Raw genomic sequence first — 14,677 nt, 5'->3', positions numbered from 1 at the left:
GATTTAGGACTAAATACCCATGTTTTCAAATAAAGTGTGCGCTACAATATTCACTATCACCTATTGGAATGATATGGAATCAAATACTGAATTAAGGAGGTTAGTAGAATAAGAGATTCCGGAGGTTCACAAAAACATCATCAATCATTTAAAGGGAGGCTACAGCTTGAATCTACATACGATACGTAAAAAATTAGCGGGAATCCTTAGCATCGCTTTAGTAGCCGCCATGCTATTCCCCACCTCATCACACATTTATGCACAAGATGTTCAATCGCAAGAACAAGTCACACCAAAGATCGAATCGAGTTTGTCGTCACAGCTCCAACTCTCTGATCAATTCCAAAACTCTTTAGCTCCTACTCAAACAGGGAATCTCGTCCCTCAATCCGACAACAACAATCCAATAACGGTGATCGTCGAATTAAAGTCAGACCCCGTAGCTCTGCACTCCGCTCAGCAAGGTCAAAGCCTGGCACCATCAGCCAGTAATCAGGAACGGAAAATTCGCTTAGAGCATACTGCCTTCAAATCACAAGCCAAAAAAAAATTAAATGTTGTATTCAATCGCGAGTACACGAAAGTGTTCAACGGATATTCCGTACGCATTCCAGCAAATGAAGTGGATCAACTTGCGAAGCTTCCTAATGTAAAAGCTGTTTATCCGAACCTGGAGTACAACACATTGCCTGTCGACAACGGGTATGTATACAAACCTCTAATGGATGAGAGTGCTCCACACATCGGTGCAAACCAATTATGGGATATTGGTGTCAAAGGGAACGGCATTAAGGTTGGGGTACTAGATACAGGGGTCGATTATCGCCATCCAAGCTTAAAAGATGCATTTAAAGGCGGATGGGACTTCGTCGATAATGACAATGATCCAATGGAAACTCTCCCTGATTCGACGAAGCCGAAAAGACCAGACGGCAAGGAATATCATACAACTCACGGTACACATGTATCCGGTACAATTGTCGGCCGGGGTGATCCGAACAATCCGAACGGTAAAAACGGCTGGGTCAGAGGGGTAGCTCCAGGTGCTGATTTATATGTATACCGGGTGCTCGGCCCATACGGAGGTGGATCGACTGAGAATATTATTGCAGCTATCGACCGAGCGGTAACAGACAAGATGGACGTCATCAACCTCTCGCTCGGAGGAACATTCAATAACGCGTATACAGCTGATTCGGTGGCCGTTAACAATGCGGTACTGGCAGGCGTGACCGTTGTATTAGCGGCAGGCAACGATGGCCCAATGCCTGGAACGATTGGCACTCCAGGTGGCGCTCATCTTCCTATATCCGTAGGTGCTTCCACGCCTCCGATGATTACGTCTTTTTTCAAGGCCAACGGTATTCAACCATTATTGTATGCTCAACTGGCTGAATACGCTCCGGAAATCTCTGAAAAAGGCAAAGAATTCGATGTGGTATACGCCAACTTCGGCACATCTGAGGATTACAAAAACATTAACGTTTCCGGCAAACTGGTGCTCGTTTCGCGCGGCAACCTCAGCTTTCATGACAAAGCAAAAAATGCAACCGAAGCTGGTGCGGCAGCAGTTATCATCTTCAACAATGAGTCGAGTGAACTGAGGGCTAAACTTGAGGAAGCCGGCACCTACGCGCCTACCTATACAATTTCCCGGTCCGCTGGACAAGCCCTCAAAAAGAACTTGGAGCAGGGAATTACCAAAATCACCTTTGATACGATACTAGAAAAGGATCTATTAGCGGATTTCAGTTCCCGCGGGCCAATCTATCCAGACTATACCGTTAAACCAGACATCACTGCCCCAGGCGTCGCAATACGCTCCTCTGTTCCAGCATGGGATGGGAACTATACGAATGCTTATCAAGATTCACAAGGCACCAGCATGGCTGCCCCTCATATCGCAGGCGCGGCTGCCTTGCTGCTGGAGAAATACAACCACAAGATTGCAAGGGATGAGCTGAAGGCGCTCCTTATGAATAATGCCTTGCCGATAGAAGATCGCAATCATACCTCTTATACTATAACCGAGCAAGGAGCTGGTCGAGCAGACCTCAATAAGTCTATTGAGGCCACAGCCATTGCGCTCGTTCAGGCTACTACAAATGCAACAAAGGATCGACAAACTATCTCCTATGAAACCGGGAGCGTATCTTTTGGACTGGTTCCATCAGGCACTTATACTCGAGACATTACCGTGAAGGATATCGCCAATAAGAATCAAACCTATACGATAAGCAGTATATGGAACGGAACAAGCAACGGCATTGATCTGCAATTCAGCTCTAGTTCAGTAACCGTGCCTGCAAATGGGAAAGAGAGCTTTACTGTTCAGGTGGTAATCCCGCCAGATGCTGCTAAAGGCAACTATGAAGGAACCATTACTCTAACCGAGCAAACTACGAATCATCAACTGCATTTGCCTGTAAGTTTGTACGTTGGAGGTCAGTATGAAATTGCTTCAATTACGAATCTAACAGTCAAACCAAAAAACTTATCACCGGGCGGAAATGCTGAGGAAACCGCAGCGGCTTTAGCTTCGTTTGATTTAACACAACCACTGGAAGACTTCAAACTATCGGTAACAGACCTTGTATACGGAACATATATGGGGGACTTCTATGACAGCAAGGGCAAGCTTCACCTTCCAGATATATATGGAGAAAGAAAATGGGGAGGAACAGTAACGAAAGATGGAAAAGTTGCTGCGTTGCCAGATGGATCTTATGAGCTAGCACCGTTCGTCAATGGCAAAAAGCTTGACAAGCAGGCAGCAGAATTCGTAATTGATCGTCATGCACCTGAATACACGTTGAATGATCCCCCGCTTATCATTGATCGAGAGAATCCGGGTAAGGGGATTATTCGAGGAAAAATTACAAAGGATTTGTTTATTGATCTACACCCTGGAGATTTCGACCAGTATATTGCCACAGCTGTAGTTGATGAATCAAGAAAACAACTCGACGGTACCATTAACGTCAAGGATGGAACATTTGAGATACCGGTCAATTTGAAGCCAGGTCACAACGAGTTTTATTTATTCGTATATGACATTGCTTTAAATGGTTTCACTGAGCCTGCCGAACATATTGTTTTTGATAATAAGGACATTGTATATGCGGGCAGCAGCAGTTCTAAAGTATTCACTGGAAGTCCATTTGATGTCAAGGTCAACTATTCTGTTGCAGAAGCCGTCTATTCCGCTTCATTCAGTCTTACTTATGACAGTAAGCTAACTTTGCTGGATGTGAAACCAAGCGTTACGCTCGCCACTTATCAACAGAAACACTATCCAGATACGCCACTGCTTGTTCATCAAGAAATAACCGAAAAAGATGGCTTGAAGACATTGAACTATAGCATCAGTCTAAGCGGTGGCGCCTATGAAGGCGAAGGTGATCTTGCAACATTCACCTTCACTGGAAATCAAGAAGGAACATATGAGTTTAAGCTTGAGGCCGTGAAGCTGCTTAATGAGAGCAGTAATTCAGTTCCAATAGGTGCGATTTTGTATCCTAAGATTGAAATCATCAAGCCAACCGTTCCAAATCCGAAGCCAGAGCCGCCGACTTATCCTGCCTCATCAGGAGGTTCCGCAGCCTTGACTGCCCCGACTCCATCAGGAAAGCAATTGAAAGCAGGGTTGCTGACGGAGACGAAGAAGGATAGTACGGTAAATGCCGTGTTCAAAATTCAGGCAGACGCTGTTCAAAAACAGCTGAAGGACAAAGATGCCAAGCAAGTCCAACTCGATATCAGCGATGTTCGCTTGAAGGAATATGGCGAAGTTGCGTTCACGCTAGATAAATCGACAGTTAAGCTGCTGCAAGAATCAGGCAAGGATCTGCACCTGGCTGGAGCAGATTATGCCATTGTCATTCCGAATAAGTCCTTAACTGAACTTATCGGCACGAACGGACTCGAGCTGGTGGTGTCCCTATCCGATCATAAGGATAAAGGATTCAGCAAGGAGCGCGGCGAGGCGACCTTCACGACACCAATGATTACAATCCGCGGTCCTAAGGACGCGAAGGGCGTAACGCTCGAAATCACCCTGAAGTTATCAGATGCTTCGAAAGATATCCGCAAAGCGGGTATATACGCTCGCACGCAAGATACGACGCCTCCTTGGAGCTATGTACAGACAGGAGCCAAGGCTGACGATAAAAAGTCTGTTACGTTCGAAGTGACTCAATTTGGTACCTATACAATTGCTGAGCATGTAAGAACATTTAGCGATATTGCTGCACATTGGGCTAAGGAGGAAATCGAAGTCATCGCCGCTCATGAGCTGCTGCGCGGCAAAGATAGCTTAGATACCTTCAAGCCGAACGATGTTATTACTCAAGCCGAGTTCTCTTCCTTGCTTGATCGCTTGACGAACAGCGGAAAGACATGGGAACAGCGAATTGCTGAGCCTGGCGCACGCAATCCGATCACGCGTGAGAAGATGGTCGTCTTGCTGGCACAAGCCCTGAAGGCCGACCTGTCCCAATCGAACGCATCGCTTGGGTTCAAGGATGAAGCGCGCATCTCCCAAGATGCGAAGGCAGCCGTTGCGTATGCAGTCAGCAAAGGACTCATTAAAGGATCGGACAACAATACATTCAATCCGGCTGGAACTTCTACTCGTGCACAAGCAGCTATCATTTTGTTCCGCGTATTGAACGAGCTGTAATCCACGTTTTTTACACACAAGAAGCAGAAATCCCACGATCATTTCCGGGATTTCTGCTTCTTTCTTCTATTTTATAAGAGCAGCAGTTATCCAGCCCAAGTTCTCCTGCCCGTCACTCTATGAAATGCTATTTAAAGCAAAGGGTTAATGAGGCAACCAGATCAGGAATGTACTCCCCTCTCCTACTCGGCTAATGACGTGAATCGCCCCCCCATGCGCTTCTACAATCGACCTCGTAATGGCCAGACCTAGGCCAGAACCTCCTTTTTTACGATTGCGCGAGGACTCACTGCGATAGAACCGATCGAATAGATAAGGTATATGTTCCGGAGCAATCCCTGTCCCATTATCACGGACAGACAATTGAACGCCATTCTCTTGATGAACTCCTTCTATATGAATGCAGCCCAATGCTTCATCCGTATGTTGAACAGCGTTATGCACCAGGTTCAGTATGACCTGCTTCATCTTATCTGGATCATGCCTGCATATGAGCTTCGGTTCTATGGTGAGTGTAACCTTCCTATACCCTGCCAGCATTATAAGCTGCGGCTCCATGCTGCGAATGACCTCGTCAAGAGGCATGTTCACCAACTCAATGGATGGTGCTCCATCCCGATCGAGCTTGGCAAGCAGAAGTAAATCATGAACAAGCTTATTCAAACGCTCTGATTCGCCATGCATGCTGGTTAACGCCTTATGAAGCTGTTCTGGATGCTGTGCTGCTCCGCGAAGCAGCACCTCCAGAAACCCATGAATTGAAGTTAGCGGTGTGCGAAGTTCATGAGAAGCATCAGCAACGAATCGCCGCATCTGCTCCTTCATTTCCCGCTCCGCTTCGAATGAGGTTTCTAATCGCTGCAGCATGCCATTGAAGGAATCGGCCAAGCGATCTACTTCGGATTGCCCCTGCTCGGTAGAGAACCGCCGAGCCAGATTGCCCGCATCAATTTGTCCAGCTGTCTTCACCATAGTAGACAGCGGACGGAGTGTCTTCCGTATTACAGGCTGCAGAACAATGATGCCGAGTATCATCGCAACCGCAGAAACAATGAGAAAGGTTAGCGTTTGCCCAAATAGCAAGTCGTCAAGAGGAGCCGTTGGGGTACTGATCTGCACAATGCCGGATGTCCGTTCAGGCCCGAGAACAGGATGCAGCACAACCAACTGTTCCTTTCCATTCGAATCCTTCGCTATATGGTAAGCAGGCTTGCTCTCAGGGGGAGTCCTCTTCACCTTCTCATATTCCGAAGACTCCAATCGTACGGTAGCCAGCTCATCTTTCCCATTGGGCATTGGCTGATATTCCCCTTCCGAATTGATATAGGCAACATGGGTATCCGGGATAAGAAACATCGGCAGGGTTGACTTGGAACCACGCTGCCCCATCGATCCAAGTTGGTTGCGATGCTGCCCCATCCGCTTCCACACGAAACCTGGAATACTCATCGCATGACTTTGGAGACTTGCTGCTTTATTTTGATATACAACCTCGCGCATGAAGAAATATTGCAGCATACCGATGATGACCAATAACACGGCGATAACGAGTAAGGAACGGTACAGCAGTTGCGCCCGCAGCGAAGATAGATTTACCAGCCTATTAAAACATATGCGCCATCGATTCCTCATGGAATATCTACCCGATAACCTGCCCCGCGCAGTGTGCGAATTAACTGATGCTCCTTGTCGTTCAGCTTATCCCGTAGGGAGCGGATATACACCTCAACAATATTGTCCTCCCCGCCAAAGTCGTACCCCCACACCCGTTCCAAAATAACAGCCTTGCTTAGCACCATACCCCGATTCAGCACAAGAAACTTGAGCAAATCATATTCCGTTGGGGAAAGAGCAAGCACGCTGCTGCCATACGAAATCTCCTTACGCTTATCATCGATGACGAAAGGACCAATCTGCACATCCCCGAACATCGTCGGGAACTGGTTGCGTATGCGAGCATGAATGCGGGCTAACAACTCAGCGAAGCTGAATGGCTTGACCATATAATCATCAGCTCCCAGATTCAAGCCCTTCACTCGATCATCGATCTCATCCTTGGCTGTTAGCATAATAACAGCTACATCTTCTGATCTTTTCAGCATTTGACATACTTCGTATCCATCCATGCCTGGCATCATGACGTCTAATATAACCACATGAGGCCGAAACTCGGTATAACGAGCAATGGCAGCAACACCGTCCTGTGCGGTCTGCACTTCAAACCCTTCATTCACCAAGCCCAACTCAAGAAATTGTACGATATTCGGCTCATCGTCCACGATGAGAATTTTAATTTCTTTACTCCGATTCATCTGTGACCACCCTCACTACTGCGTTATGTCCCCTATTACCATCTATTATCCTATCAGTAGCTGAAATAAAGCTGAGTGTTGGCTTAAAATTTATTGAGGCGGCCGCAAATGAATAAAATCGATAATAAAATCCGAGATCCAAATCGGAATTGGCAACTTACTTGAAGCTCCTATACCATTCGATTGTTTCGCGTATTCCTGCCTCCAAGGTATACTGAGGCCTCCAGTGCAATTCCTGCCTTAGGCGCCCAACATGAGCACCGACATACAAGGGTTCGTCTGCAGGATCAGGAAGCGCCCCTAATCGAAGCAACGGTTCACGCCCCAACTCCTTAGCGACCATAGTAGCAATCTGTTTCACCTGAACCGGAATCCCTGATCCGATATTCAACGTCCCCTGCACCTTGCTCAAGAGAAAGGACACCAGCGCATTTGCCACGTCCTTGACATACAAAAAGTCACGATACTGCTTGCCTTGTGAGCAAGCAGCCTCTCGTCCATCTAGCAACGAGCGAATGATCGAGGATACCAGGCGATTCCCTTGCTCTTGAGGACCATAAAGATGGAAAATTCGTGCCCAGCCGCTGCTCAATCCCGATTGTGAAGCATAAGACTCCAGCCAAGCTCGTAGTGAATTTTTACATATCGCATATAGTGTCTTTGTCGATAAAGCAGAAGCTTTTTCTGATAATAGTCCCTGCGTCCATTCATACTCGGCACAAGAACCTGCAACAATTACTCTTCGTCCACCACATTGAACGAAACGCTCGATAAGCATTTTGCTTGACTGCATCCAGTTATAATTGCGAAGCGAAGTATAACATTGTGGAGGAATTGCATCCCAGGCAAGATGCATAAGGTGTGTAGGTCTTACTCGATCAATAAGCACCTCCACCTCTTTCTCATCGAATAAATCGGCTTGATGCCACGTACATAAGAGATCCGTTCGGGATGATCTGTGATAAAGCGCATGAACGTTATACCCCTTCTCGAGCAGCAACTGAACAACGAATCCGCCAATCCACCCACTGCCGCCAGTCACTAGTATTGTCTCCATATCTCCTACACCACTTCGATTTCTGGAACTGGAACGACGAATTTGCCGCCCCACTCTCGGATGTAGTCGCATTGCTCCATGATCTCCTCCTTCAGATTCCAAGGCAGGATAAGCACATAGTCTGGACGGGCACGTTTCAGTTCCTCAGGAGCCCGGATAGGAATTCGCGAACCTGGCAAATACATGCCTTGCTTATACGGATTCTGATCTACAGTAAAGGGGAGCAAATCCGGATTCACCCTACAATAATTAAGCAGCGTATTGCCCTTCGCTGGTGCACCGTAGCCCACTATTAACTTGCCTTGATTATGGACGTCCGTCATAAACCAGACAATATCCTCCTTCATTTTCTCTACCTGCTGAGCAAACGAGATATATGTCCGCCAATCATGCAAGCCAAATAGCCGTTCCCGTTCCTGAATCTCCTGCACGGCGGATGCAGCCGAGCGGTTGGCTTCATCATGCATGACATACAAGCGCAGTGAACCTCCATGTGTGGTTAATTGTTCTACATCAACAACTGTAAGCCCATGTATTGAGAGCAGATGCTGGACGGAGAACAAAGAGAAATAAGAGAAATGTTCATGATATATCGTATCGAACTGCTTATATCGAATGAGATTGAGTACATGCGGAAACTCAATCGTAATGGTGCCTTCCGGATGGAGCAGCCGCTTTAAGCCAGCGACAAAATCATGTACGTCCGGGACATGGGCCAGTACATTGTTCGCTACGATTAGATCCCCGTATATTCCTTCCCTCATAACGAGATCTTCCGCGAGCCGTTGCCCGAAAAACTCTGTCTTCGTCGCAATTCCCTTATCCCTCGCGAGCTGAGCGACATTGCTTGCTGGTTCTACTCCAAGTGTTCGAATGCCTCGCTGATGGAAATATTGCAGCAAATAACCGTCATTACTCGCAATCTCAATGACCTGTGATTCGGCATTCAACTGAAATCGTTGAATTGCCATGTCCGTATATTGCTCAGCATGCCTCAACCAGCTAGTGGAATAGGAGCTTAAATATAAATAATGCTTGAAAATACTCGCCGGGCTCGTGATTTGATCAAGCTGTACGAGACAGCAAGTGTCGCATACATACGTATGAAGCGGATAAAAGGGTTCCGTGCGCTCCAGTTCATGTGGTGCCAGGAAGGCATTCGCGAGCGGAGATTCCCCTAAATCAACAAATGTGTGCGCAAGCAGGGTACCGCATATCCGACAATGTGAGTTCATTATCCTTTGCTGCCTCCCTCTCCGTGAATGTAAGCAGCAATCTGCCGCTCTGATGCCGCTCTCGCGTTTACTCCTGAACGATACTGTTGATGCCAGGACAATGTCCATGACACAGCCTCTCTTATAGACAGCTTCGGACGCCAGTTCAGCAGTTGTGCCGCCTTACTGCTATCCAGAGATAGTCTAGGTGCTTCGGATGGCGACACAATCTGTTCCTGCACCACCTTCATATCCACCTGCCATAGATCTGCTGCCATCCGAATGATATCCTGAACTGTTGTGTCTGACTGTTCAAGCGGACCAAAGTTCCAAGCATCTGCATATTGCGGACTGTCCCACAGCTTCTCCGCAAGCAGCAGGTAACCATGCAAGGGCTCCAAAACATGCTGCCATGGACGAATCGCCCCAGGATTCCGAACAACAATCGATTCTGATGCCGTAAAAGCCCTTATTATATCAGGCATTAAGCGCGATTCGGACCAATCTCCGCCGCCAATGACGTTGCCTGCTCGAACCGAAGCCATGTTGGGCCCTTTCCCTTCCTCGGCATGAAAATAAGACTGTCGATAACATTCTGCAACGATTTCAGCACAAGCCTTGCTTGCGCTATAGGGGTCATGTCCGCCAAGCGGATCTCCCTCGCAAAATGGAAGCGCCTCTTTCCCCGTATTGCGATAGCACTTGTCGCTCGTTACATTGATAACAACGTGAACGCTTGATGTATGGCGAACCGCCTCCATCAGATGTGCCGTTCCCATTACATTGATATGAAAGGTGCTTACGGGATGTACATAGGATGCTTGTACGAGCGGCTGCGCAGCCAAATGGAATACAATCTCCGGCTCATATGCCAACATCATCTTCAACAGCGCTGAATAGTCATTTACATCTCCGATAACGTATTGCCTGCACATAGCTTGAATATCCGCAGCAGTGAACAGGTTCGGCTTCGTAATCGGGGGCAAGGCGTATCCGAGAACTTCGGCGCCCATTAAGGACAGCCACATCGTCAACCAAGAGCCCTTGAAGCCCGTATGTCCAGTAATGAGCACCTTCTTCCCTTGCCAAAAAGCTTCATTGACCATGCTTACCACACCTTCCACGGCGCTTGGCCCCGTTCCCATAATTCCACCAATCTTTTCTTATCGCGCATCGTATCCATCGGATGCCAGAAGCCATGATGCTCGTAAGCCATGAGCTGCCGCTGGCGTGCAAGCTCAGTTAGGACGTTCGTCTCCCACACGGAAGCATCATCGACAATGTATGGGAACACCTCCGGCTCCAATACAAAGAAACCACCATTTATCCAGCCGCCATCTCCTGCAGGCTTCTCTGTAAAGTCAATAACCTCTTGTTGAGCCAAGGCAAGTGAACCGAATCTTCCAGGCGGTTGAACCGCCGTGACTGTTGCATATTTGCCATGTGATTGGTGATATGCAATCAATTCCGCAATGTTCACATTGCTAACCCCATCCCCATAGGTGAGACAAAAGGTAGAGTCCCCAACATACTCCTGAACTCGCTTAATCCGCCCTCCCGTATCTGTCCCTTCGCCAGTGTCGATTAATGTGACCTTCCATGGGACAGCATTTTCCCCATGATAATGAACAGTGTGGCTCTCCATATCCAAGGTGAAATCCGTATGCCGCATGAAATACTGGAAGAAATACTCTTTAATAACATAGCCTTTGTACCCCAAACAGATGACGAAATCACGAATTCCATAATGGCTGTACAGCTTCATAATGTGCCACAGTATCGGCTGTAAACCGATTTCGATCATCGGCTTCGGCTTCACCTGCGTTTCTTCTCCAATTCTCGTACCATAACCGCCAGCAAGAATAACCGCCTTCATTGACTCTCACCCCACAATCGCTGATAAGCAGAGTTATTTCGCAAGTCTGACGTCAGCTTGATAAAATAGGCATACATTTGCTCCAACTCCTCGCGATTCACATGGTGTTGATGCCCCATTCCCCGACTTATGCTGTTGGCCGACAAGGTTGATCCAATTTGCAGTTTCCGCAGCCGCATTTTCTCCGTCCATGGACTGAAGATGAACTTCATTACAAAGGCAGGAAAGGGATTATCTACGAACGGATAATCGACATACGGATGTGAGGACCAATGTCTTCCTGGTGCATAGTTTCCATGGGGGTAGCGATGAATATATCGCCCTAGATCTGGTAATATATATCCATGGTGACGCTGTCTGACGAGTGGTTGTTCTGGATCGGGCTCTCCATATGAATAGGCAGGATCATCGATTAAATAGATGTGGCGTACATAATAAATTGAACTGCCAAGCATATCTAATGATGCGAAAAAATGCTCCTTATTAGAAACACACAGAAACTCCGTTGTATTGAGCGTCATTTTCCAACCCATACATTGCTGCTCTATTTCCATTACTTCTTGATCCACCAGTATTGCATCAAACTCAGGTACACGTGAATTTCGAATCTCCCAATGGGGAACCAACTGTTTGCAAATATCAACGGATCGATCTGTTGAGCCACGATTAATCAAAATACCATGATCAAATAGTGGAGCATGATGTTTTAACCACCATGGCAGCAAATATTCCTCATTGTAGAAGTGAGAAATTAGGATTCTCATGTCAACCCCCCTCTTTTTCTATTACTATATGAATCTTGAATGATAGAAGTCTCCCATAATCGTTCCTCCGTTCAAACCTATTTTTCTTTCAGCAATGTCGTTCTCCACATTTCAAACGGCGCTAATCGTCAAATAGAGGACGCCTGCTGGGGGCCTCCTCTAAATTATTTCTATGCAACTCTTTTCCTTGCTTGTGTAATGTTACGAATTCTTCGCCAGTATTTCTCTCAGCACAGGCTCCAATCCGTTTGCTATCTGTATAAACCCTAGATCAGTAGGATGAGTACCGTCAACATAGCATTCATGGGCATGCAATGGCAGCAGCTTTTCTCCGTCATAGAAATGGATATTGCCATCCCCTGCTTGATGCAAGGATTCCACTAATGTCATCTGCATATGCTTGCTCGCTTGATGCAGCTTGACATCCTCAGGATCGAAGCTTGTGTATGAAAACGGAAGTCTCGAAAGGACCAGAATTGGGACAGTTGGATGCTTTTCTCGATAGATTTGAATAAATTGCGGGAGTGTCTTGGCATATAGCTCAGGAGAAACACTGTTTGCTTCATAGTCCAGCACAAGACAGGCTGGATCAGAAATGGAAGCAATGATATGAGTCAGCTCCGGCTCCCCCTTTCCGCTCCCCGAAAAGCCAAGATTAATAAACTCCCGATTCATTTTACGGCTTAGTATGTTCGTATAGCACATGCCGGGTCGGGTCGCACATGCTCCTTGTGTAATTGAGGTTCCGTATACAATAATCTTCCTCGCATCCTCATAGCTCGGTGGAGGCTCTACTAGAGCCCCCTTTTTCAAGCCTACTTGGATTTCCTTTACCCCCTGATATAACGGGAAGTTCAAGACAACGAGTCTCCTCTCTTGTGCGTCACGGAAAAATAAAACAGACTCATACTCGGATTCTCTTGGATTCCATCCTGTCGTACTTCGATAGTGCAGCTTGCCATCTACTTCGACATAGCAATCAAATCCACACTGTCCTGTCGCTGCCATATGATACATATCTCCTGTTCCGGACAATGTAACACGGAGAAAAAGCTTGGAAGAATTCGTCACGAATCGAATCTGTCCGCCTGCTGTATGATTTGCCAATATGTCCACTGCCTCTGGAATTGAATACTCCGGTGATACAGGGAGACGGCGATATCTCCCCTCTGCGGCAAACCAATGAAATCCTGAGATCATAAATGGCTCCTCGAGTGGAGAATACCACACCACATCAGACGTATCTGTCCTCTGCTGCTCAATTGGCATTTCTTCTTTTTTTACCGGCATAACATCCTGTACAACCTGATCGTCAACGTTCATTCCCAAACTCCTCTCAAATGGCTTGTTCACCCAATGAAACGCATGGTGATGGATGATTTCTCCATCCACCATGCTGCTTTCCTTTTCCTTTCCACATAAATTCTAGTTTAGAGGGAAACTTACGAAGAGCACTTATCTACAAGTTCTAAACAGGAGGTTATTTGTATGTCACGAAGAAGCCGCCGTAAGCTGCTGGTTACAGGTGCGGAACAAAGCGTCAATGCCTTCAAAGCCGAAGTCATGCGCCGTGAGGGATTTGCCGTCGATCCGAGTCGGCCGAATGATGTGAAATATGAGGTGGCCAAGGAACTAGGCGTCCCTTTGCAGGAAGGCTACAATGGGCAACTGTCCACTGAAGACGCGGGTCGGGTAGGAGGAAGAATTGGTGGATCGATGGTGAGAGAGATGATTCGCTTGGCACAGGAAAATTTGACGAAGCAGAATGGAAGCAATGAATAACTGCCAGAGCATAAAAGAAACCATCCATTCGCTTCAAAAGCTGAATTATAGAAAGGTGTCCCAACATGTGCTATGAAAGCATTATTATTGGTGGCGGCATTGCAGGTCTTCAAGCTGCCATTCAGTTAGGCAGATATCAGCATCGCGTACTGCTCATTGATAATGAGAACGGCAGGTCGACGATCTGCCGTTCCTACCATAACATTCTTGGATGGCCTGATGGAGTATCTGGCGAACAGCTTCGCCTTCTCGGGAAACAGCATGCTAAATCTCTCGGCATATCCTTCTTGAAGGATACCGTGATACAGCTTTCGCGCGATGACTCACAGGGTTTTCTTGTGAATACACTGGAGAATGGTCAATTTGCAGCATCAACACTGTTACTGGCAACCGGAATTATGGATAGACTCCCGCCCTTGCCTCATCTCATGCCTTGTCTTGGGCTTACCGTATATGTATGCCCAGATTGCGACGGCTATGAGGTAGCTGGCCGCCGCACTATCGTAATGGGTTCAGGCCCTACTGGGGCGAATATGGCGCTAACGCTATCTTATTGGACTTCCGACCTCATTTATATTAATCATGAGCAGAAGCCCTTATCCATGGAACACATGGAGTTGTTAGCTGAGCATCATATAGAGCTAGTTAATGAAGGTATCGATTCTATTTTATGCGAGGAAGAAGGTATCTTCAGCGGCGTGAAGCTCACCGATGGCAGAACGATAAACGGTGAGCGCGGGTTCGTTGCTTTTGGCGGCAATGAAGTGCGTTCCTCGCTGGCTGAACAGATCGGCGTAGAGCGTCTCGAAAATAAGCATATCATCGTAGATCCCCGTACAAAAATGACCAATGTACCGAATGTATGGGCGGCCGGAGATATAGGCGTGCATTCCGAGCAGGTTACAATCGCATTGGGCGAGGGATCACAAGCTGCGATCTGGATACATAAAGCACTCATGCAAAAACGAGAAGGAAAGAACAAATAAATCTG

General features: G+C 47.1%; 11 protein-coding genes. 3 read left to right on the top strand and 8 right to left on the bottom strand.

Features of this window, described 5'->3' with window-relative positions; translation table 11 throughout:
- Positions 1-166: 166 nt before the first annotated feature.
- On the top strand, positions 167-4,681 hold the full coding sequence (locus NO352_RS23140) for a S8 family serine peptidase (RefSeq protein ID WP_278000242.1): 4,515 nt from the start codon (positions 167-169) through the stop codon (positions 4,679-4,681).
- 144 nt (positions 4,682-4,825) lie between these two features.
- Here NO352_RS23140 and NO352_RS23135 read toward each other — a convergent pair whose 3' ends face one another.
- The 8 genes from NO352_RS23135 to NO352_RS23100 form a co-directional block, all read right to left on the bottom strand.
- Complete coding sequence (locus tag NO352_RS23135; protein WP_289356868.1) at positions 4,826-6,313, bottom strand: sensor histidine kinase; 1,488 nt, start codon at positions 6,311-6,313, stop codon at positions 4,826-4,828.
- On the bottom strand, positions 6,310-6,993 hold the full coding sequence (locus NO352_RS23130; protein ID WP_289356867.1) for a response regulator transcription factor: 684 nt from the start codon (positions 6,991-6,993) through the stop codon (positions 6,310-6,312). Before NO352_RS23130 ends, NO352_RS23135 begins: the two co-directional genes overlap by 4 nt.
- A 157-nt stretch (positions 6,994-7,150) precedes the next feature.
- Positions 7,151-8,050, bottom strand: coding sequence for an NAD-dependent epimerase/dehydratase family protein (locus NO352_RS23125; protein ID WP_040734938.1), 900 nt, complete (start codon positions 8,048-8,050; stop codon positions 7,151-7,153).
- A 5-nt stretch (positions 8,051-8,055) separates the two neighbouring features.
- Positions 8,056-9,288: a methyltransferase domain-containing protein gene (locus NO352_RS23120; RefSeq protein WP_483311860.1), complete on the bottom strand. Its 1,233-nt coding sequence runs from the start codon at positions 9,286-9,288 to the stop codon at positions 8,056-8,058.
- On the bottom strand, positions 9,285-10,370 hold the full coding sequence (gene rfbG, locus NO352_RS23115; protein WP_040734940.1) for a CDP-glucose 4,6-dehydratase: 1,086 nt from the start codon (positions 10,368-10,370) through the stop codon (positions 9,285-9,287). The genes NO352_RS23120 and rfbG overlap by 4 nt, the downstream gene beginning before the upstream one ends.
- Positions 10,371-10,372: 2 nt before the next feature.
- Complete coding sequence (gene rfbF / locus NO352_RS23110; RefSeq protein ID WP_005543691.1) at positions 10,373-11,140, bottom strand: glucose-1-phosphate cytidylyltransferase; 768 nt, start codon at positions 11,138-11,140, stop codon at positions 10,373-10,375.
- Complete coding sequence (locus NO352_RS23105) at positions 11,137-11,904, bottom strand: glycosyltransferase family 2 protein (protein WP_289356865.1); 768 nt, start codon at positions 11,902-11,904, stop codon at positions 11,137-11,139. The genes rfbF and NO352_RS23105 overlap by 4 nt, the downstream gene beginning before the upstream one ends.
- A gap of 201 nt (positions 11,905-12,105) precedes the next feature.
- Positions 12,106-13,227, bottom strand: a complete 1,122-nt coding sequence (locus NO352_RS23100) for an SGNH/GDSL hydrolase family protein (RefSeq protein ID WP_289356863.1) — start codon at positions 13,225-13,227, stop codon at positions 12,106-12,108.
- A gap of 165 nt (positions 13,228-13,392) precedes the next feature.
- Between NO352_RS23100 and NO352_RS23095 the strand changes: the two genes are divergently transcribed.
- A complete protein-coding gene (locus NO352_RS23095; RefSeq protein ID WP_005543696.1) occupies positions 13,393-13,686 on the top strand; it encodes an alpha/beta-type small acid-soluble spore protein in 294 nt (97 codons plus the stop codon).
- Between the two features lie 65 nt (positions 13,687-13,751).
- Entirely contained in the window at positions 13,752-14,672 is a 921-nt protein-coding gene (locus NO352_RS23090) for an NAD(P)/FAD-dependent oxidoreductase (protein ID WP_268599372.1), read from the top strand.
- The last annotated feature ends 5 nt before the right edge of the window (positions 14,673-14,677 follow it).

The organism is Paenibacillus sp. S-12, from assembly GCF_030363895.1.
GTDB classification, from domain to species: Bacteria; Bacillota; Bacilli; order Paenibacillales; family Paenibacillaceae; genus Paenibacillus_B; species Paenibacillus_B alvei.
Note: the sequence above shows the minus strand (reverse complement) of the source record. Positions and strands in the feature narration are given on the sequence as shown.